Genomic DNA, 21,231 nt, shown 5'->3' with positions numbered 1-21,231 from the left:
TAAGTTATACAACCTTATTACTCCCGGCAAAGTCACGGCACTGTAATAAGGTTTTTGTTTAGGCAAAACAAAAGCCGTATCATTATGATACGGCTTTTGATGTTTATTAAATGAAACTTATTTGAAAGGTGGAGGTGGACAAACCTTATAAACAAATTCTTCAGGAATATCCTTAATATCATCTCCTTCATAGAACCCTATTGTATGCATCCACCAATTTTTTAAAGCTTCATTCTCCGTAAATAAAAAAGCGTTTTTAATTCTATATTTCTCCTTAGATATGTCTATACTTAAAATAGAAGAAAAGAAATATTCATAACCTTCTATCTCACCTCTATTAATTAATGCAAACAAATTATATGCATAGACATTTTTGTTTCTAGAAGGTTCAATATAACTTCCAATAATTATTGGAGAATCTTCTTCAAGCTCTTTTTTATAATCAAGTAATCTTGGATAGGTCCAAGTTCCTTCAGGAGGAGTCATCTTTTTCAAATGTTCTATATCGCCACTCTTTAACCTACTATTGAAAGACTTTCCTATGTTTTCAATTTGTTGATAGTCAATGGAGCTCTTTTGAGCATGAAGACTAAAAACAAATCCAAATATAACGAGTGAATGTATTAGCGTTTTCAAACTTAAAGTTTCAACTGATTACAAATCAAACTTAATTCCTTGTGCCAGTGGCAACTCAGTGGTATAATTAATGGTATTGGTTTGGCGACGCATGTAGATTTTCCAAGCATCAGAGCCAGACTCACGGCCTCCACCAGTATCTTTTTCACCACCGAAAGCACCTCCGATTTCAGCACCAGACGTTCCGATGTTGACGTTGGCAATTCCACAGTCAGACCCTTGAACAGATAAAAACCGTTCAGCTTCTCTCAAATTATTGGTCATTATGGCTGAAGATAAGCCTTGCGCTACTTCATTCTGAATAGCAATCGCATTCTCCACATCACCTGAATATTTCAATAAGTAAAGTACTGGCGCAAATGTTTCATGTTGCACGATTTCAAAATGTGGTTGCGCTTCTGCAATTGCTGGTTTTACATAGCAACCTGACTCATAACCTTCGCCAGAAAGCACCCCGCCTTCAACTACGATATTACCACCTTCTTCTACCACTTTGGTCAAGGCCTGGTTGTACATGTCTACCGCATCCGTATCAATTAACGGCCCAACGTGATTGTTCTCGTCTAATGGGTTTCCAATACGTAATTGCTTATACGCATCAACTACTGCATTTTTTACTTTGTCGTAAATAGAATCGTGAATAATCAATCGTCTTGTCGATGTACAACGCTGACCCGCTGTTCCAACAGCACCGAAAACGGCACCAATAACGGTCATTTTTATATCAGCATCTGGAGTTACGATGATGGCATTGTTACCACCTAACTCCAATAAAGATTTTCCTAGTCGTCCTGCTACTTCTTTAGCAACGATTTTTCCCATTCGGGTAGAACCTGTTGCAGAAACTAAGGGAATACGCGTGTCTTTTGTCATAAATTCTCCAACACGGTAATCGCCATTGATAAGGCAAGAAATACCTTCTGGCAAGTTGTTTTCTGCAAAGACTTCAGAAGCTATATTTTGGCAAGCCACACCGCATATTGGAGTTTTTTCAGACGGCTTCCAAATACAAACATCGCCACAAATCCAAGCCAAAGCAGTATTCCAAGACCAAACGGCCACCGGGAAGTTAAAGGCTGAGATAATCCCTACCACACCTAACGGGTGGTACTGTTCGTACATTCTGTGCCCAGGACGCTCTGAGTGCATGGTCAATCCATGTAACTGACGCGACAGTCCAACCGCAAAATCGCAGATGTCAATCATTTCCTGTACTTCACCCAAGCCTTCTTGGTACGATTTTCCCATCTCGTAAGAGACTAATTTCCCTAAGGCTTCTTTCTTCTCTCTTAATTTCTCTCCAAATTGACGTACGATTTCTCCACGCTGAGGTGCTGGCATAGTTCGCCATGTCTTAAAAGCTTCCGTCGCCGATGCCATAGCACGCTCGTAATCCTCTTTGGTTGAACTTTTAACCTTAGCAATCAGCTGACCATCTACCGGCGAATAGCTTTCAATAAGTTCCCCACCAGAAAACCACTGAGACCCTGTGGACGTACCATCATTTATATCATTTACACCTAATGTTTTTAGTGCTTCTTTTATCCCGAAATCAGTTGCAACTGCTTCCATAATCTGTATTTAATTTAAAATTTTTGTGATTTCAAACACCTCTATTTAAGAGGCCATTTTCGCGCCACGAATATACTAATTAAAAGTGGTTTAGCTTTTGAAAACGAACGGCATTTTGGCTACCTTTAAATCGAGTCAAAAATCAATTTAAGAGCAATTTAACACTGATGGCACGTCTATTCTTACATTCGGGAGCGTACCAAATAGACAAGCGATATCTTGCCCCTCTTTTTCGCTCAATTGTACTCATTAAATCAATCTCGTTATGACTTTCAAAAACTGCGTGTGCCTTATCCTCGCTGTGGCCTTTGCCTTCAGCTGTAAAAAGAAAACTATTGAAACCGACAACATTTATAATTTTAGGGACTACATCAGTTACACTACGTCTGGCGTGGTTTCTGTTGCAAGCCCGATTAGGATTTCCTTTTCAGAAACTGTAGAAGGTTGGAAACCCGAAACCGAAATCGACACAAAGCTCATTGAGATTAAACCGAAAGCCGATGGGCGACTTGTAGTAAAGAGTTCTAACATTTTGGAATTCATTCCAGACGAGCCGTTACAACCAGACACCGAGTACAGCATTACCATTAAGCTTGAAGATATTTACTCCAACATACCGAAAGAGTACAAAGACTACACCTTTCAATTTAAGACCATAACGCCAAGTTTTAATATCTCCACCAACGCCTTGCAATCCTACTCCAAATCTTGGCAGTATATGAATGGCGTCCTCCGTTCAGCGGATGTGATTTCCCTCTCAGACGCCAAACAACTTGTTGAAGCAGAGCAGAACGATAAAGACCTCAACATTGTCTGGAATACCAAGTCGGAAAGCGCTAAATATTTCGAATTTAAAATCGATAGCATTCAGCGGTTTGAAGGCGAAAGCAAACTTCTCGTCTCTTGGAACGGCAAAGCCATTAAGGCTGAAAATAAAGGCGAAAATGATATTAGCATTCCTGGGAAAGACAATTTTAGTATTGTTCAGGTAGAGGTCAATCAAGCTCCAGAACAGCACCTGTCTATCAACTTTTCAGACCCTTTAAAAAAGCAACAGAATTTTGATGGTTTGGTGAACATTCAGAATGTCAAAAATCTCAAATACGTTGTAGATGGCAATATTTTGAAGGTCTATCCCACCGAAAAAATCGTTGGTGATGTTTTGGTAGAAATCTTTAATGGCATCACGAGTACCGATAATTATAATTTGAAAAATCCCTATTCCGAAACCATTTCGTTTGAAGCCTTAAAACCTGAAGTCCGTTTAATCAGTAGCGGAACCATTCTACCTAATTCTAAAAACCTGACCTTCAATTTTGAAGCGGTTAATCTTCAGAAAGTCGATGTACGCATCATCAAAATATTTGAAGATAATGTGCTTCAATTTCTGCAATCCAACAATTTGGATAGCAATTATGAGTACGCTATAAAAAATGTGGGGCGACGCGTTGCCAAACAGACCATTACATTGATGGAAAGTCCTTCGGAAAATAATGGCGATTGGCGTGCCTACAGTATTGATTTGTCACAGTATATGCAGGCTGAAGCGGGTTCAATTTATCGTGTAGAACTTAGTTTTAAACAAGAATATTCGCTTTTTGCATGTAATGGCAATTCCGACGATAACAGTGATGACGACTTCGTCGAAGAGGATTTTAATTATTATACGGCACTACAGGATGATATTGATGAAGAACTGCGCGAAGAAGCCTATTGGGACAATATCAACTACAGTTACCGAAACCGCAATTACGATTATCGCGAGCGTAATAATCCTTGTTCTAGTTCTTATTTTAAGGCTAAAAATCCAGTAGCGCAAAACCTCATCGCTTCCAATTTAGGGGTTATCGCCAAGCAAGGTGCGGAGCGTGATTATTTCTTCGCCGTCACCGATATTTTAACAACGCAACCAAAATCGGGCGTAAACATTAGCCTTTATAATTACCAACAGCAAAAATTAAAAAGCACCTCAACCAATTCTACAGGGATTGCTAAAATCGGTACTGAACAACGTGCGTCTTTTGCAATTGTGTCCCAAGGCAAAAATGTGACTTATGTAAAACTTATGGATGGCAATGCCCTATCCTTGAGTAAATTCAATGTTTCAGGTCAAAAACTACAACGCGGTCTTAAAGGCTATATCTATGGCGAACGAGGCGTTTGGCGACCAAGCGACAGCTTGTTCTTAACTTTTGTGTTGAACGATAATGCCAACCAACTTCCTTCAAGACATCCGGTTAAACTAGAAATTACAGACCCCGTCGGAAAATTGGTTCACCGTAAAGTGAGTATTGACAATGTCAATCACTTTTATGATTTTAACGTGCCCACATCATCCAATTACAAAACAGGAAATTATAACGCGACCATTTCCGTCGGTGGCGCCAAATTCACAAAAACCCTAAAGATTGAAACCATTAAACCAAACCGTTTAAAATTGAAAATCGATGTTGAAGATGATTTACTTTCCATAAAAAAACCGTTGGACGCCACCTTGAATGTCGCTTGGCTTCATGCTGCCCCTGCCAAAAACGTCCGTGCAGAAATCAAGACCAAATTCACGGCTTCCAATGCGTCTATTAAAAATTACGAATCGTACACGTTCACAGACCCCACCAAGAATTTCGCTTCCGAAGAAAGTGTTTTGTTCGACGGGAAGGTAGATGCTGAAGGCAACGTAAAAATAGAAAAAGACTTAAGTATTAACGGTAATGCCCCTGGAATGCTGAGCGCCCAATTTTTAGTCCGTGCTTTTGAAACGGGAGGCGACTTTTCCATGGATGCCTTTACAATGCCTTTTGCACCTTATGAAACTTTTGTTGGGTTAAAATCGCCCGAAGAGAGTAAATACGGTGCTTACTTTACGGACGAAAATCACACATTTGACATCGTCACCACAACACCTAAAGGCCAACCCGTTTCGCAAAATATTGTGGAAGTGAAAGTCTACAAAATTGAATGGCGCTGGTGGTGGAATTCTTCCTACGACGATTTAGCGAGTTACGTGTCTAGCGATTACCATCGCCCAATGCAAGCGTTTAATGTCAACACCAATGCGCAAGGTAGAGCAACTTTTAAATTGAACATTCCTGAAGAGGAACGCGGACGCTACCTCATCCGAGTCACAAACCCTGAAAGTGGCCATTCCACAGGACGCACCGCCTATTTTTATAAAAACTGGTGGGGAAGTGCCACCAACGGTGACAAGGAATCGGCCAAGATGCTGGTCTTTTCTTCAGACAAGGACAATTACAATGTCGGAGACACAGCAAAAATTACGTTTCCTTCAGGCGAAGCGGGACGCGCACTAATTAGTATTGAAAACGGTTCTGAAGTCCTGTCTCATCAATGGGTGAAAACTGAAAAAGGCGAATCAACCATTGAAATTCCCGTGACCGAAGCCATGGCGCCTAATGTCTTTGTGAATATTTCATTATTACAACCACATGCCGTTACGGCCAATGATTTGCCGATACGCTTGTATGGAGTGATTCCAATGGGGGTTGAAAATCCTAAATCCATCCTTCAGCCTGAAATTTCGATGCCCAAGAGCATCAAACCCAAGGAAGATTATAGCATAAAAGTCTCAGAAGCGAATGGTCAACCGATGACCTACACTTTAGCAGTTGTGGAAGAAGGTCTGCTGGATTTAACCCGATTCAAAACTCCAAATCCTTGGGACAGCTTTTACGCCAAGGAAGCTCTAGGTGTTAAAACCTGGGATGTTTTTGACGATGTTATTGGCGCCTATTCGGGTAGCATTGACCAAGTCTTTGCTATTGGTGGTGACGGCAGTGCAACGGCAGGTAAAAACAAAAAAGCCAACCGCTTTAAACCTGTGGTGACCTATCTCGGCCCTTTTGTATTGAAGGCAGGACAAACTCAAACCCACAACTTAAAAATGCCAAATTATATTGGCTCAGTTCGAGCTATGGTCATTGCTGGAAACAACTCGGTGGAAGCCTATGGCAATGCGGAAAAAGCAGTCCCCGTAAAACAACCGTTAATGGTTTTGGCTACGGTACCGAGAACCTTAAGTCCGGGAGAAAAATTGACGCTTCCCGTGACCGTTTTTGCGATGGAAAACAAAGTGAAAACTGTTGATATCGATTTAAAGTCAAGCGAGGGCATCAAAGTACTTGGTGATAAGAACCAACGTCTTTCCTTTAAAAAGCCAGACGAGCAAATGGCCTATTTTGAGTTGGATGTAAGTCAGGCGAAAGGCATTCAAACCATTGAAGTTGTAGCTTCTGGAAACGGCGAACGCAGTTCTTATAAAGTTGAAATCGATGTTGAAAATCCCAATCCAATTACTTCTAAACTGATTGACAAATCGCTTCAAGCTAAATCGGAATCAACACTAAGTTTTAACACGTTTGGGGAAATGGGGACAAACACGGCTCAGATAGAATTTTCAACCTTACCACCTATGGATTTCTCCAAACGATTGGCCTATCTCATTCGCTATCCGCATGGTTGTGTAGAGCAAACGACTTCGGGTGCGTTTCCACAGTTGTTCTTATCGGATATCTTCGATTTAACAGGTCAACGTAAGGCTGAAATTCAGAAAAACATAAAATCGGCCATCCGTCGATTAGGGAATTTTCAACGGCCCGATGGTGGCTTAAGTTATTGGATTGGCGAATCGTCAGCGGATGATTGGGGAACAACTTATGCTGGGCATTTTATGCTAGAAGCCGAGCAAAAAGGCTATGTGTTGCCACTAAGTTTTAAGACAAATTGGTTACGTTATCAAAAATTGAAAGCTCGTCAGTGGCGTCCACGGTACAATTCATATAACAACGATTTGGCGCAGGCGTACCGCTTATATACGTTGGCTTTGGTAGGGGAGGCCGACCTAGCTTCTATGAACAGACTTCGGAATTTTGACCAACTTTCCAACAATGCTAAATGGCGATTGGCCTTGGCTTACGCATTAGCAGGACAGAAAGAAGCTAGTGACGCGATTTCGAAAACAGCGAATCTCGATTTCAATCCCAATAGATATGGCTACTACAACTATGGCTCTAGAGACCGAAACCGTGCGATGGCCTTGGAGACGATGGTCTTAACCAACAATCCAAAAGCAAGAGAATTAGCGGTGTCACTGGGTAAATCTCTGTCTAGCGATACGTGGATGAGCACACAAACTACGGCTTATTCCTTATTGGCCATGGCGAAATTACTAAAGTCAAACGGTGGTAAAGCGATTGATGTCACCTACGAATTAGATGGTGAAACGTTTACTATCAATTCAAAAAATGCTATGGCGCAACGTGAATTGTCTATAGGTCGTGGTCAGAACCAAATTAAGATTACCAATAAGGGTGAAAATCAGGTGTATGCCCGTGTGTTATATTCGGGGAAATTGCCTTTAGGACAAGAAACCTCGGTACAGAGAGGCCTTTTGGTGAATACCGCATTTAAAGACCTTAGTGGGAAACCGATTTCTATTTCAAATTTAAAACAAGGTCAGGATTTTGTAGCAAGTGTTACGGTGAGCAATCTGAAAAATGACGATGTCGATAATGTGGCGTTGTCACAGATTTTCCCTTCGGGATGGACGATTGTCAATACCCGATTTAATGATTTTGGTGATACGGTAGTGAGCAGTGCGAGACATACCGATATCAGGGATGACCGCGTTAATTTCTATTTCGATTTAAAGGCGAAGAGCAACAATCAAAGTAGTAAAACCTTTACCGTTTTATTGAATGCGTCGTATTTGGGTAGGTATTATTTACCAGGCATACAAGCCGAAGCAATGTATGATAATGACTTTTTAGTTAGAACGAAAGGGCAATGGATAACGGTTGAAAAATAATGATTGTCATTTTTAAAACAGTCTATTCAGTCATTTCGAGCGGAGTCGAGAAATCTGGAATTTTCTTTCTAATGCATTTCGACTGCGCTATCCCGAAACATCGGGAGTGACACATCAACAAAATTATATTTTTAGGAAATCAACATGAACAATCATAAACCTTATTACGCCGTTATTTTCACTTCAACCCAAACTGAAACCATTGAAGGCTATGCTGAAATGGCACAACACATGGAAACACTCGCTAAAAAACAAGAAGGTTTTTTAGGGATAGACTCAGCAAGAAATGATGTTGGGATTACCGTAAGTTATTGGAAAACTTTAGACGCCATAAAAGCTTGGAAAGCTAACTCAGAACATCTCTTGGCGCAACAAAAAGGGCGGGAGCATTGGTATAATTGGTACAATGTGAGAATTTGTAAGGTAGAACGGGAATATGAGTTTGAAAAGTAATTGGTGAGAATCATTAAATACATAAAGCAAAACAAAATCAAGACGATAATCGTCTTTAGCCTACTTGTAGCCTATTATTTCTGCTTGCCAAAACACTTATTTTCCGACCCAACGGCGACCGTGGTGACCAGCCAAGACCAAAGGCTCTTGGGCGCAAAGATTGCGGATGACGGCCAATGGCGATTTCCACAAAGTGATAGTTTGCCGGAGAAATTCAAGATTTGTGTTCTTCAGTTTGAAGACGAATACTTTTACAAACATCCTGGGTTTAATCCTATTTCAATTGCCAAAGCCTTAAAGCAAAATGTATCCTCGGGCAAGGTCAAACGTGGAGGAAGTACTATCACGCAACAGGTGATTCGCTTATCCCGAAAAGGGACTAAGCGTACCTATTTTGAAAAATTTAAGGAACTGATTCTAGCAACGCGCTTGGAATTTCGACATAGCAAGGACGAGATTTTGGAACTTTATGCAAGTCACGCACCATTTGGCGGAAATGTAGTTGGATTGGACGCAGGAGCTTGGCGCTATTTTAATAGGGATGCGCATGATTTGTCATGGTCTGAAAGCGCAACCCTTGCCGTTTTACCAAATGCTCCGAGTTTGATTTATCCAGGGAAAAACCAAGAACGACTGCTCAAAAAGCGGAATCGTTTGTTGTTGAAACTTCGCGACAAAGGGATTATTGATGACCTTACCTATAAGTTATCCATTGCTGAAGACTTGCCACAAAAACCTTACCCACTACCTCAATTGGCACCACATTTGGTGGAGCGCATGGGTCGAAAACACAAAGGCGAACGCATTAAAACCACAATCGAAAGCCACTTACAAACTCAGGTTAATGCCATTGTTGCAGAGCACCATAAGCATTTACGTCAGAATGAAATTCACAATATCGCCGTTTTGGTTTTGGATGTCAAAACCCGAAATGTCCTCAGCTATGTCGGCAACGCACCAACCGACAAAGCCCATCAGAAAGCTGTAGATATTATCAACAAACCTCGAAGTACTGGCAGTATTTTAAAACCGTTTTTATATTCGGCGATGTTGGACGCTGGCGAGTTATTACCCAACACCCTTGTAGCCGACGTCCCGACACAATACGGAAGCTACCAACCCGAAAATTACAATCAGACTCATGATGGGGCTGTGCCTGCAAGTTTGGCCTTGTCGCGCTCGTTGAATGTCCCTGCGGTTCGGTTGTTGCAATCCTTTGGCTTGGAGCATTTCAATAGTTATTTGAAGCCCTTGCACTTGAAAAACATCAATAAAAATGTGGAACATTATGGCCTATCCCTGATTTTGGGTGGTGCAGAAAGTAACCTTTGGGATTTGTGCAAAGCCTATGCTGGTATGTCGTCGACGCTGAATCATTTTTCTGAAATCTCGAGCCAATACTACGCCAACGAATTTGTGGAACCGAATCTATTGGCAGAGCATCAAATTGACTTTGGAACCCTTCAAAATGAAAAGCCAGTATTTGATGCAGGTTCAATTTTTCTAACCTATGAAAGTATGAAACAAGTCAACCGCCCAAATTCCGAAGCTAACTGGGAATTCTATGATGAGAGCAAGCCAATTGCCTGGAAAACCGGAACCAGTTTTGGGTTTAGAGACGCTTGGGCCATTGGTACTACCAAAGATTATGTCGTTGGTGTTTGGGTTGGCAATGCGGATGGCGAAGGCCGACCAGGCTTGGTAGGTGTAGAAACTTCGGCACCGATTTTATTCAACATTTTTGATGTATTGCCGAATAGCCCTTGGTTTTCTCAACCTTATGACGAAATGCAAAAAGTCGCTTTATGCGCCAAAAGTGGACATAGAGCCTCATCGGTCTGTGATGACGTTCAAAATGGATGGATTCAGAAAGCGGGTTTAAAAACCAAGGCCTGTCCATATCATCAGTTAGTGCATGTGGATGCTTCGGAACAGTTTCGGGTTAATAGCTCTTGTGATGATATTTCAAACATCAAACAAAAATCGTTGTTTCTTTTACCGCCGTTACAAGCGCATTATTATGCACCTAAGCATCCATTTTATAAAGATTTACCGCCTTTAAAATCTAACTGTATCGATTTAGAAGCACCAGCTATGGAGTTCGTTTATCCTACACGGAACAGTAAGCTCTTTTTGCCTAAAGATTTCAATGGCAAAACCAATGATGTGGTTTTAAAAGTAGCACACTCCAAACAGGAAGCACATCTCTTTTGGTATGTGGATGACACTTATATTGGCACAACTAAAGACATTCATGATATGGCGATACAACCGTCTTTGGGACCGCATCACATAACTGTGGTTGATAGTTTGGGGAATGAAATTTCAACATTAATTACCATTGCCGAATAAGCCGTTGCTTTCTTATTTTCCTATTTTTGTTTCACTAACTAATTATACATTATGGACACACTTCAATTTATACATTCGGGATGGGCGTATTTGGTACTTATCGTTTTGGTATTGGCCACCTTTAATGCCTTGTTTAAATTCTTCGGAAACAGAGAGTTTGACGCCAAAGACTTTAGAATATCGCTTTTCGCCTTGATTACCATGCACATTCAGTTGCTAATTGGTCTAATTTTATGGTTTACCAAGGGGTATTTTGATGAAAATAGTATGGGCGAGATTATGAAAAACGATGCTTTAAGAAAACTCGTGGTGGAACATCCAACGACAATGATAATTGCAACGGCTCTTGTTACCATTGGTTATTCTAAACACAAGAAAAAGCTGGTATCTAAACCTAAGTTTAAGATGTTGGCGATTTTCTATTCTATTGCCTTGGCTTTGGTGTTGTATATGATTCCTTGGAGTCAGTGGTTTTAATTATTGGGGCTTTTGAAATAGCTTATCGTTTGGAAATCCTTCAAGGTTTTTCCAAACCTTGAAGGAATGAAAGCCAAATGGATTAGAGAAGTTTTAAAAAAGACCTACAAGGTGCTAAAAACCTTGCAGGACAAGATATAGTTAAATTTCAGACCTGTCAGGTTTTAAAAACCTGACAGGTCTAGTTAATTTAATAACAAAATAAAGGCTTCAAGATATCTTGAAGCCTTTGTTTATTTCGAACTGTAAAATCGCTTATTCTTCTACTTCTTTAATCACGTAAACAAATACAGGGAAGTGGTCACTAAAACCGTCCGTAAAACCTCCGTCAGCAAAACTCCTAAATGGATAACCTGCATAACGTCCTCGTTTGTTGACTAAGTAAGGCTTGTTGAAAATACCGGCCTTATAAAATCTAAATGAGGAATAATCTTTTTCAATCAATGGTTTTGTGACCATAATTTGGTCGAACAAACTCCAACTGTCTCTATAAGCTGTGGTACCTAAGCCATCTTTTTTGAATTGACGTTCAAACGGGTTGTAAATTCCTTTTAGCTTCACTTTGTTTTGCTTGTCTTGTGCTTTTAAAACATCCTTGACACTCGCGTTTGTTGGGTCGTCATTTAAATCGCCCATGATAAAAATCTTGGAGTACGGGTCGTTGGATTGTAATGAATCAATAATATGCTTATTCAATTTGGCCGCCGCAACACGCTTTGGTCGACTTCGGGCTTCACCTCCACGACGCGATGGCCAGTGGTTAACAATAACGTGTACCAAATCGCCTTCTAGCTTACCCGTCACCAATAACTGATCACGTGTTCTCACTCGCTCTCTAGTATCATCATCATAGATTTTCAATTCGTGAGAACTGGAATTTATCGGCTGAAACAACGCTTTTTGGTAGAGCAACGCCACGTCAATCCCTCTGCTATCTGGAGAATCATAGTGTACAATGCCGTAGTCTTTTGAGAGTAATAATGGGTCGTTCACTAAGTCTTCAAGTACTTTTCGGTTTTCAATTTCAACCACACCGATAATAGCTGGTGCATTATTGGTTAAATCACTACCAATATCAGCAACAACACGTGCCATATTTTTCAATTTTTTGGCGTAGACTTCTTCACGATTGGCGTTCATTTCCATAATTGGGCTGGCCTCATCAAACTTAGTGGTGTCGTTTACGGTATCAAAAAGGTTTTCGAGATTGTAAAAAGCTACCGTATGGATTTTAAACTTTTTTTCTTGTGCATTGGCCATGAATGTTAGAAAAAATGCCAGTGTTACAAGTATTGGTTTTACAAATTTCATCGTTGTATATTATGATTTCGTTATGCATTTAGCAAATTGGATGCCAAAAGTATGTATTTCTTATAAATAATGTACCTTTGTGCGCCTTAAAACCGAAAGGTTAAGGAAAACTTAAAATTAATTTAAAAAAAGGGCATGAAGAAAAGTTTTTTATTCCTTCTGTTTTTAACCGCCTCTCTTTCAGTTGCTATTGCGCAGACTGTTGTTAAGGGTAGTGTTTTGGACGGAACTTCAGGAGAGCCTATTCCGGATGTGACTATCACATTTGAAGGGTCTTCAAAAAGTACAAAAACCGATGCTAAGGGTGAATTTAGTTTTACTAGTGACGTACCGCTAGGTGAGCAGGTGCTATTGGTTGAAAAAACAGGTTATGTAACCAAGCGTTACCCTATCGTTGTTAACGATGGGCAGACTGTTGATATTAGTGGTATGACCTTAGATTACAACCAAAGTGACAAGGATGATTTGTACATCATCTCTATTTCGGACGATAACCTTAATAGTGAGGATGATGGATTAACCGATAATATTTCGGGATTATTACAATCATCTAGAGACGTTTTTTTAAATGCTGCTGCGTTTGATTTTAGCGCCACATTCTTTAGACCTCGTGGTTTGGACAACGCCAATGGTAAAGTACTTATCAACGGTATTGAAATGAACAAGCAATTTACAGGTCGCCCGCAATGGGGTAACTGGGGTGGCTTAAATGATGTACAACGTAACCAAGAGTTTACAATGGGTATGTCTGCCAACGATTACAACTTTGGTGATTTGGCAGGTACCAACAACATTGTAATGCGAGCGTCTAAATACCGTGAAGGCGGCCGTGTGTCTTACGCTTCGGCAAACAGAAGTTATACGGGCCGTGTTATGGCTAGTTATAGCTCAGGATTGTTAGAAGGTGGTTGGTCTTACTCGGTTTTAGGATCGAGACGTTTTGGCAACGAAGGCTTTGTTGATGGTACCTTATATGATGCTAATTCCTTCTTTGGGGCAGTTGAAAAGAAAATCAACGACAAACACAGCATTAACTTCACAGGAATCTACGCACAGAACAGACGTGGACGTTCTACGGCGATTACTGAAGAAGTTTTCAATTTAAAAGGAAGAGAATACAACCCGTTTTGGGGTGAGCAAGATGGTGAGATTAGAAACTCCCGTATGCGAGAAATCAACGAGCCTATCTTAATGTTGAATCACTATTGGGATGTCTCTTCAAAAGTGAAGTTGAATACCAACGTTGCATATCAATTTGGAGAAATTGCCAATTCTAGGATAGACAACAACGGGTCTCGTTTAGTCATTTTCGAAGGTGTCCCTAGATATATAGGGGGTGCAAGGAACCCCACGCCAGAGTACTATCAAAATCTCCCAAGTTTCTTTTTGCAAGACCAAACACCATCCGCTTTTGATTACCAGCAAGCCTTCTTGGCACAGCAAGAGTTTCAGCAAGACGGACAGTTAGACTGGAACCGTTTGTATGAAGCTAATGCTACATTGAGAGCACAAGGTGGTAATTCTGTTTACGCCCTTCAATCTGACGTCATTGAAGATCAACAACTGACTATAAATTCTATTTTAGATGCGGAACTAACTGAGAATATAAGATTAAATGCCAGCATTAACTACAGAAATCTTAATAGCCAAAACTACGCAAGATTGGACGATCTTTTAGGAGGTACTGGCTATTTAGATGTGGACAATTTTGCTGATGATGCCCAAGGCCAGGAATTTGAGAATTTGGCTCAGAGTGATGTGCGTAACCCAAATCGTATTGCTACCGAAGGGGAGCGTTACAAATACAACTACGAAATTGATGCTGACGTTCTTGGTGCTTTTGCACAGGCTCAGTTTCAGTATAGCAAAGTAGATTTCTATTTAGGTGCCAATGTCTCCCAGACCAATTACCAAAGAAACGGACTCTATGAAAATGGATATTATTTAGGCAAAGGCTCAGAAGGTTCTTTTGGGAAAGGTAAAAAATTAGATTTCAGCAACTTTGGTGTTAAAGCTGGGGCGACGTATAAAATTACGGGACGTCATTTATTGGATGTTAACGGAAGTTATTTCACCAAAGCTCCAACCATTAGAAACTCTTTTGCTAATGCTAGACAAGGTAATCAAACGGTAAGAGGATTAGAAAGTGAAACTATTCAGGCAATAGATGCAAGTTACATCTACAGATCGCCTATCGTAAAAGCAAGATTAACTGGTTTTTATACAGGTTTTCAAGATGGAACGGATATTGGATTCTTTTTTACTGAGAACTCTAGTAATTTTGTACAGGAGATACAAACTAACATAGACCGAAGACATATCGGTGCTGAGTTAGGTATCGAAGCACAAGTAACACCAACCATTAAATTAAAAGGTGCCGCTTCAGTAGGGCAATACACTTTTTCCAATAATCCAAATATTTACTATACAAGTGCAAACTTAAATTCAGTAGGTATACAAACCTTAACTTATGGAGATGGCACGACAGCTCTAAAAAACTTACATGTTGCGGGTGGTCCAGAACGCGCTTATCAAATCGGTTTTGAGTACCGTGATCCAGACTATTGGAACATTGGTGTAACAAGCAACTTCTTCTCTAATGCATATGTAGATGCAAGTGCTCTGAAAAGAACAAGTGCTTTTAATACTGATACAGCATTGTTAGAAAATGATTTTTTTGGAAACGCTAACAATAACGCTGGAGATTTAGTTGTTGAAGGTAGTCCATTTAATGATTACGACGAAGAGGTCGCGAGGCAGTTATTAAAACAAGAGCAGTTTGAAGATTACATGTTAGTCAACGTTATAGGTGGCAAGTCTTGGAGAGTTGACGATTACTTTATTGGTTTCTTTGCAACCATTAATAATGTATTTAATAAAGAATATAGAACTGGTGGTTTTGAGCAATCACGTCGTGTGGATTACAGAAGCCAGATTACCGAACAAAGTAACCCTAACGGGCCTATCTTCGGAAATCGTTATTTCTACGGTAATGGCACTACATACTACCTCAACCTTTACGTAAGATTTTAATAAATGACACAACAAAATAATACAGATATAATGAAAACTTTTAAATTAAATAAATTAGTAATGCTGCTTATTGGATTTGCAGTATTTACAGCCTGTGTACAGGATGATGATTTTGACACTCCAGACACAGCGGTAGTTGAGCCAGTTTTAGATGGTCAAACGATAGAGATCAGTAGTGTTGCTGGTGCTTTAGCTCAAGAGCAAGGTGGCTCTGAAATTGATTTTGATGACGATGAAGCTCGCGTATCCTACGGATTCGATGGCCCTATTCAGTACTTAAGCGGCTATGTGGTATCTTCTGATGAAGCTGGAAACTATTTTGAAGAATTGATCTTACAAGATAGCCCTGAAAACCCTACTGTAGGTGTACGTGTTCTTGTAGATGTTAACCCATTGTTTACACGTTACGAGCCAGGACGTAAGATATTCGTAAAATTAAATGGTTTGGTTGCAGGAATTTCTAACGGTGTTTTAACTGTTGGTCCTCAAGACGGAGACCGCATCGGAAAAATACCGGCTGCAGTAGAAACTGAATTCATTAAGCGTTCTGCTGAATTGGCAACATTGGTTCCTATGCCCTTAATGATCTCTGAGTTTACAAACGATAAAACCAACTTGTACATTCAGTTACAGGATGTTCAGTTTAATAGAAATCAAGCTTTAGGTGAAAATGCATTGTCTTTTGCTTCTGAAGGAAGTGATCAGTTTGATGGTGAGCGTATCTTGGAAAGCTGTGCTTCTGCCTCTTCTACTATCTTTAGTACAAGTACATTTGCCGATTTTAAAGGCTTAACCTTGCCTTCAGGTCGCGGTAGCATGAATGCTGTACTATCTAAAAACTTCTTTGGCGATACCTTTAACATTGTAGTGAATTCGCCAACAGATATTATGTTTGATAGCGCTGAGCGTTGTGATCCTGATTTCGTAGAATGTACTGGAGCATCAGGTGGTGGTGCCGTTTTCTATTCTGAAAATTTTGAAGGGTTTGCCGGATATGACGCTGAAGGATGGGATAACATCAATGTTAGCGGTGGTAACAGAGACTGGATCATCGGTAGTTTTAGCGGTAGTTCTTATGCACAAATCACAGGGTTTAATGCTGGTGAAGATGAGATCGATGTGTATTTGGTAACTCCAGCTATTGATATGGATAGCACTACAGGTGAAGAATTAACATTTGAAGTACAAGCTAACTTTGATAATGGAAACATCTTAAGTGTGTTGATTGCTGATGACTATACTGGTGACCCAACAACAGCAACTTGGAGACCATTGGATGTAAGTATTCCATCTGGTCCTACAAGTGGTTTTGGAAGTTTCCAATCTGTTGGCCCAGTAAATTTAGATTGTATTACTGGTACGGTTAATATTGCTTTCTTCTACGAAGGCTCTGATCCTAGTGCTACAACAAGATACCATGTTGACAATATTGAAATTACAGGAAACTAATCAGTTTCTCCTAGATATAAAGAAACCACATCCTAGTGATGTGGTTTTTTTGTTTACCTTTTTGCCATGTTTACAGACCACTACTACATTTCATTTTTTAATCGTTTTAAGAAACGCTATAAACGTTCTGCTATCCTGTTTACGCAGATTTATATAACGCTTTTAGAACTCTCTATGTTTACGTTGCTGTTAACCTTCTTTACGGCCTTTTCAAATCAGATGCGCTTGGATGTTATATCAAAATCCAGTGTTTGGGTCATAATTTTAGTGGTTGCTGGACTAATCTGGTTTAAGAATTGGATGAAATTTACAGGTAAAAAGCGAAACGTTTTAAATGCTAAGTCTAAGCTAAAGCCCATTCCGTTTTGGCAACTTATTGTTGTTCCCTTAGTATCCTTTGGTCTTGGTTTATTGTTTCTTCAAGCGGCATAAAAAAAGCGCCATCGTTACCGACAGCGCTCCTATATATTTTTAATAAAAAGGCTAAGCTTTCATTTTGCAACAGGCTTTTTTGCAATCTTTTTCACAGGCCATTTTTTCGCCTTCTTTTTTGTCTTTACAGCATGCCATTTTACAATCTTCCTTACAGGGTTTAGTGTGCGCTTCAAACGAACCAACTGTAGAAATGTTTTTTACTTCGTAAACATCACCACCACCTACAGAGGTTACAGTTTCTTCTAAACGTTCTGGAGAAACTTTACTGGCATCATACTCCACCATGGCTAATTCGCTATCAAAATCAACCTTTGCTGATTTTACGCCTTCTAATTTCGCCATTTTCTTTTCAATGGTTTTGGCACAGCCCATGGCACAGGTCATCCCTTCAATATTAAATTGCACCTTGGCATACTCTACATTAGCATCGTCAGCGACTGCAATCTCTTTGGACGAGACGTCTGTATCAATCGTTTTTATCTCTGCTTCCTGATTGTTCTTACACGATGTAAATCCAGTAATACAAATCGCTAAAGCAATTACTTTATGCATTGTTTTCATAGTCTAACTTGGTAATTTTTAAGAAAACAAATCTAATAATTATGATGATTCTTGAAAGATAATTAACGAATTTTGTGACGGATTTGTGACGGATTTGTGACCTCTTTGTATGAAAAACCTTAACCCTAAGTTGATTTATCTAATTTTACTGTCTTTGGTTTGGGGAAGCTCTTTTATTCTCATAAAAAAATCACTTTTAGGTCTCACAGCATTTCAGTTGGGCGCACTACGCACAGTATTTGCAGGAATCGTACTTCTATTCTTTGGATTTACCAAGCTGAAAGGCCTATCCAGAAAGCATTGGACGTGGATCTTCGTGTCGTCTTTGGTGGGCTCCTTTTTTCCGGCGTTTTTATTTGCAATTGCCCAAACCGAAATTGATAGTGCCGTAACGTCTATCCTAAATTCACTAGTCCCTTTAAACACGGTTTTATTGGGTATCACCTTCTTTAAAATTGGTTCTTCGAAGCGTCAAATCCTTGGTGTGGCTCTCGGTTTTATTGGTTGTGCTATTTTAATTTTGAAGGGTGCTGTCATAAATCCAAATCAGAACTATTTGTTTGCAGGTTTTGTAATTATAGCTACCATGATGTATGCCACTAATGCGAACATCATAAAACGCTATTTGGATGATGTAAAGCCATTGGCTATTGCTGCGGGTCATTATGCCTTTATCACCATTCCAGCAATAATTATTCTGATTTTTACTGATTTTTTTAAATCTGAAACTATGGCCAATCCAGAGTTCAACTGGGCAGTGATTTACACATTGATTTTAGCCGTTTTTGGAACTGCTATGGCAAAAGTATTCTACAACAAACTGATTCAGATTTCTAATCCTGTGTTTGCGTCATCGGTAACGTATATGATGCCTGTCGTCGCCCTTATTTGGGGTTTGATAGATGGCGAAAACTTCACCTGGCTTCAAGGTCTGGGTGCGCTTATTATTCTCTCTGGAGTATATTTGTCCAATGCATCAAAAAACAAAAAAACCGAAGCCTAAGCTTCGATTCTTTCAAATTTGTATAACTGTAGATTAGTTAAAATCTGCTTCAGTAACGCCTTCGTTCGTTTTAGACTCGGTGGTTTCAAACGTTAACACTTGAGGTCCGGCTGTGATTTTAGTTGTCATTGCCATCATTACGCCATCAACTTCTTTATAGTCACCATACTCAGTAACACTAGTAATAGATTGACCTGATTGCTCTGTCGTTTCTTCAGTACGGATTAAATACCCTGTATCGGCCGCGTAAAAACGGTAGCTTGTTTTACCATCATCCTTGGTTACTTTTACTTTGTAAGCATCTGTTCCTTCTACATCGACAAGGCTTTCTAATTCTACTTTGGCAGCATCCATATACAACTCAGGGAATAAGCCTTTCTGTGCTTTGCTATCGTTAATTTCATTTTCTGGCATAACTCTTCGCTGTCCTTGTTGTTCCATGTATCCAGTTGACCCATCGAACTTTTGAGCCATTACGGTTCCCATGCCTTCAATCTCCATTTCCATTGACATTTTGTTCGGCGCCATACGCTTAATAGTTGCTACCGGCTTAAAGGGCATACCTTGTATTGTTACATTGGCTTTGGTCATTGTGGTTTTAATAGCTTTTAATTTAGCTTCACCACCAATGGCATCCACATATTTTTTAAGGACATCGGCTGCAGTTAAATCTGCAGGGAGCGGTTTAGAAAACACAGGTTTCTCTGTAGCTTCTGCATATTTGGTATAATATTTAATTGGCATGTTCAATCGCTCTAAAGCAGGAACGACATCACTCCCTTTTCCGACGATGATGATTCTAGAATTGTCAATATCAAAATACTTCTGTGCCACACGCTGAACGTCCTCGACAGAAACCTCGTTGATGTTTTCTAAATAATCTTCGTAGAAATCTTCTGGTAAATTGTTACGCTTAATGTTCAATGCGTAGTTGGCAATGGTTTGTGGACGCTCTAAGGCCATCACAAAATTTCCAACGTATTTCGCTTTTGCATCCTTCAAGGTTTGTGGATCAACAGGCTCTGTACGGATACGTTTGATTTCTTTTACAAACTCCACAACGGCACTATCGGTAACTTCATTACGTACTTTGGCGCTAGCGTTAAAACGAGAGACACCATAACGGCTTGCCCCTAAACTAGAATAGGCACCGTAGGTATAACCCTTATCTTCTCTAAGATTTTTAAACAAATAACCTTCGCCACCGCCACCAAGGATATTGTTGGTGATTAATGCTGCGTGGTAATCTTCATCGTTCATTTTTAAATCAACATTATTGGTAATGGCTATATTGGATTGTACTGCATTTGGCATGTCAATAAAATTGATTTGCGTTTGGTCAACATTAGATGTCAATGCTGGTGATGCCACTTCCGGAAGATCAACTTTTGCCCATTTCCCAAAATGTTCCTTCACTTGCTTCTTCGCAGTTTTTTCATCGATATCACCTACAATAACGATATAGGCATTGTTTGGTGCATATCGCTTTTTGTATAAATCCAATACATCTTGAAACTGAATATTATTTACGGTCTCTACCGTTGCAAACTCACCATAAGCATGATCCTTACCATAAGCCAAAGCAGAACCAACACGGCCAGCAGCAGCATCTACACTTTTCTCATCCGCTTTAAAGCCTTCAATTACTTTGTCTTTTTCTTTATTGAATTCTTCTTCCGTTAATAACGGGTTCATCGCCGCATCGGCCATCAATTCTACGATTCTGTCTGAATATTTTGAAAGTGTACTCGCAAAACCACCACTAGAACCAAAGCTCATCGTTGCACCTAAAAAGTCAACTTCCTCATTAAAATCCTCTTTTGAAATGCTTGTGGTTCCATTCCCTAACATAGCCGAAAGGATACTTGCCGTACCTGCTTTATCACCTTCAACTAAAGGTTTGTTGTCAATACTCAATGAATAAGACACTCTTGGCAATTTGTTGTTTTCGACCAACAGCACCTTAATTCCGTTCTTTAATTCCCACTCGGTAGGATCATCGATAGAAATTTTTGGGGCAGGGCCACCTTCTGGCATTTGCGATCTGTCTATCTGAGCATTTACGCCAAAACTGACAAAAGTCAAAAGGATAAATGCTACTATTTTATTTTGAATTGTCTTCATC

The 21,231-nt window shown here is 39.9% G+C and carries 13 protein-coding genes; 8 read left to right on the top strand and 5 right to left on the bottom strand.

Annotated features, from left to right (window positions below):
- Positions 1 to 117: 117 nt before the first annotated feature.
- Both ACFOSX_RS04020 and amaB read right to left on the bottom strand, forming a co-directional pair.
- Complete coding sequence (locus tag ACFOSX_RS04020; RefSeq protein ID WP_386097256.1) at positions 118 to 636, bottom strand: hypothetical protein; 519 nt, start codon at positions 634 to 636, stop codon at positions 118 to 120.
- Positions 637 to 654: 18 nt separating this feature from the next.
- Positions 655 to 2,208 (bottom strand): L-piperidine-6-carboxylate dehydrogenase, encoded by a 1,554-nt coding sequence (amaB, locus tag ACFOSX_RS04015; RefSeq protein WP_386097254.1) that lies wholly within the window; start codon positions 2,206 to 2,208, stop codon positions 655 to 657.
- 265 nt (positions 2,209 to 2,473) lie between these two features.
- Here amaB and ACFOSX_RS04010 point away from each other — a divergent pair, with 265 nt between their 5' ends.
- The 4 genes from ACFOSX_RS04010 (at position 2,474) to ACFOSX_RS03995 (ending at position 11,314) form a co-directional block, all read left to right on the top strand.
- Entirely contained in the window at positions 2,474 to 8,032 is a 5,559-nt protein-coding gene (locus ACFOSX_RS04010; RefSeq protein ID WP_386097252.1) for an MG2 domain-containing protein, read from the top strand.
- A gap of 144 nt (positions 8,033 to 8,176) precedes the next feature.
- Positions 8,177 to 8,485, top strand: coding sequence for an antibiotic biosynthesis monooxygenase family protein (locus tag ACFOSX_RS04005; protein ID WP_386097251.1), 309 nt, complete (start codon positions 8,177 to 8,179; stop codon positions 8,483 to 8,485).
- A complete protein-coding gene (pbpC, locus tag ACFOSX_RS04000; RefSeq protein WP_386097250.1) occupies positions 8,486 to 10,837 on the top strand; it encodes a penicillin-binding protein 1C in 2,352 nt (783 codons plus the stop codon).
- Between the two features lie 48 nt (positions 10,838 to 10,885).
- Entirely contained in the window at positions 10,886 to 11,314 is a 429-nt protein-coding gene (locus ACFOSX_RS03995; RefSeq protein WP_386100205.1) for a hypothetical protein, read from the top strand.
- 255 nt (positions 11,315 to 11,569) lie between these two features.
- Here the strand turns inward: ACFOSX_RS03995 and ACFOSX_RS03990 are convergent, their stop codons facing one another.
- Positions 11,570 to 12,625, bottom strand: a complete 1,056-nt coding sequence (locus ACFOSX_RS03990) for an endonuclease/exonuclease/phosphatase family protein (RefSeq protein ID WP_386097249.1) — start codon at positions 12,623 to 12,625, stop codon at positions 11,570 to 11,572.
- Between the two features lie 135 nt (positions 12,626 to 12,760).
- Between ACFOSX_RS03990 and ACFOSX_RS03985 the strand changes: the two genes are divergently transcribed.
- From ACFOSX_RS03985 to ACFOSX_RS03975, 3 genes are all read left to right on the top strand, one after another.
- Complete coding sequence (locus ACFOSX_RS03985; protein ID WP_386097248.1) at positions 12,761 to 15,658, top strand: carboxypeptidase regulatory-like domain-containing protein; 2,898 nt, start codon at positions 12,761 to 12,763, stop codon at positions 15,656 to 15,658.
- A 30-nt stretch (positions 15,659 to 15,688) separates the two neighbouring features.
- The gene (locus ACFOSX_RS03980; protein WP_386097247.1) at positions 15,689 to 17,107 is read left to right on the top strand and encodes a DUF5689 domain-containing protein; all 1,419 of its coding nucleotides are present in this window, start codon (positions 15,689 to 15,691) and stop codon (positions 17,105 to 17,107) included.
- Positions 17,108 to 17,173: 66 nt separating this feature from the next.
- Positions 17,174 to 17,539 carry a hypothetical protein gene (locus ACFOSX_RS03975; RefSeq protein WP_386097246.1) on the top strand — a complete coding sequence of 122 codons (366 nt, stop codon included), beginning with the start codon at positions 17,174 to 17,176 and terminating at the stop codon, positions 17,537 to 17,539.
- Between the two features lie 51 nt (positions 17,540 to 17,590).
- Here ACFOSX_RS03975 and ACFOSX_RS03970 read toward each other — a convergent pair whose 3' ends face one another.
- Positions 17,591 to 18,094, bottom strand: a complete 504-nt coding sequence (locus ACFOSX_RS03970; RefSeq protein ID WP_386097245.1) for a cation transporter — start codon at positions 18,092 to 18,094, stop codon at positions 17,591 to 17,593.
- 118 nt (positions 18,095 to 18,212) lie between these two features.
- Here ACFOSX_RS03970 and ACFOSX_RS03965 point away from each other — a divergent pair, with 118 nt between their 5' ends.
- Positions 18,213 to 19,106, top strand: a complete 894-nt coding sequence (locus tag ACFOSX_RS03965) for a DMT family transporter (protein ID WP_386097244.1) — start codon at positions 18,213 to 18,215, stop codon at positions 19,104 to 19,106.
- Positions 19,107 to 19,139: 33 nt separating this feature from the next.
- Here the strand turns inward: ACFOSX_RS03965 and ACFOSX_RS03960 are convergent, their stop codons facing one another.
- On the bottom strand, positions 19,140 to 21,230 hold the full coding sequence (locus ACFOSX_RS03960; protein WP_386097242.1) for a M16 family metallopeptidase: 2,091 nt from the start codon (positions 21,228 to 21,230) through the stop codon (positions 19,140 to 19,142).
- Position 21,231: the final 1 nt, after the last annotated feature.

The organism is Winogradskyella maritima (genome assembly GCF_042650215.1).
GTDB lineage: Bacteria > Bacteroidota > Bacteroidia > Flavobacteriales > Flavobacteriaceae > Winogradskyella > Winogradskyella maritima.
This window is presented reverse-complemented; position numbering and strand designations above follow the sequence as displayed.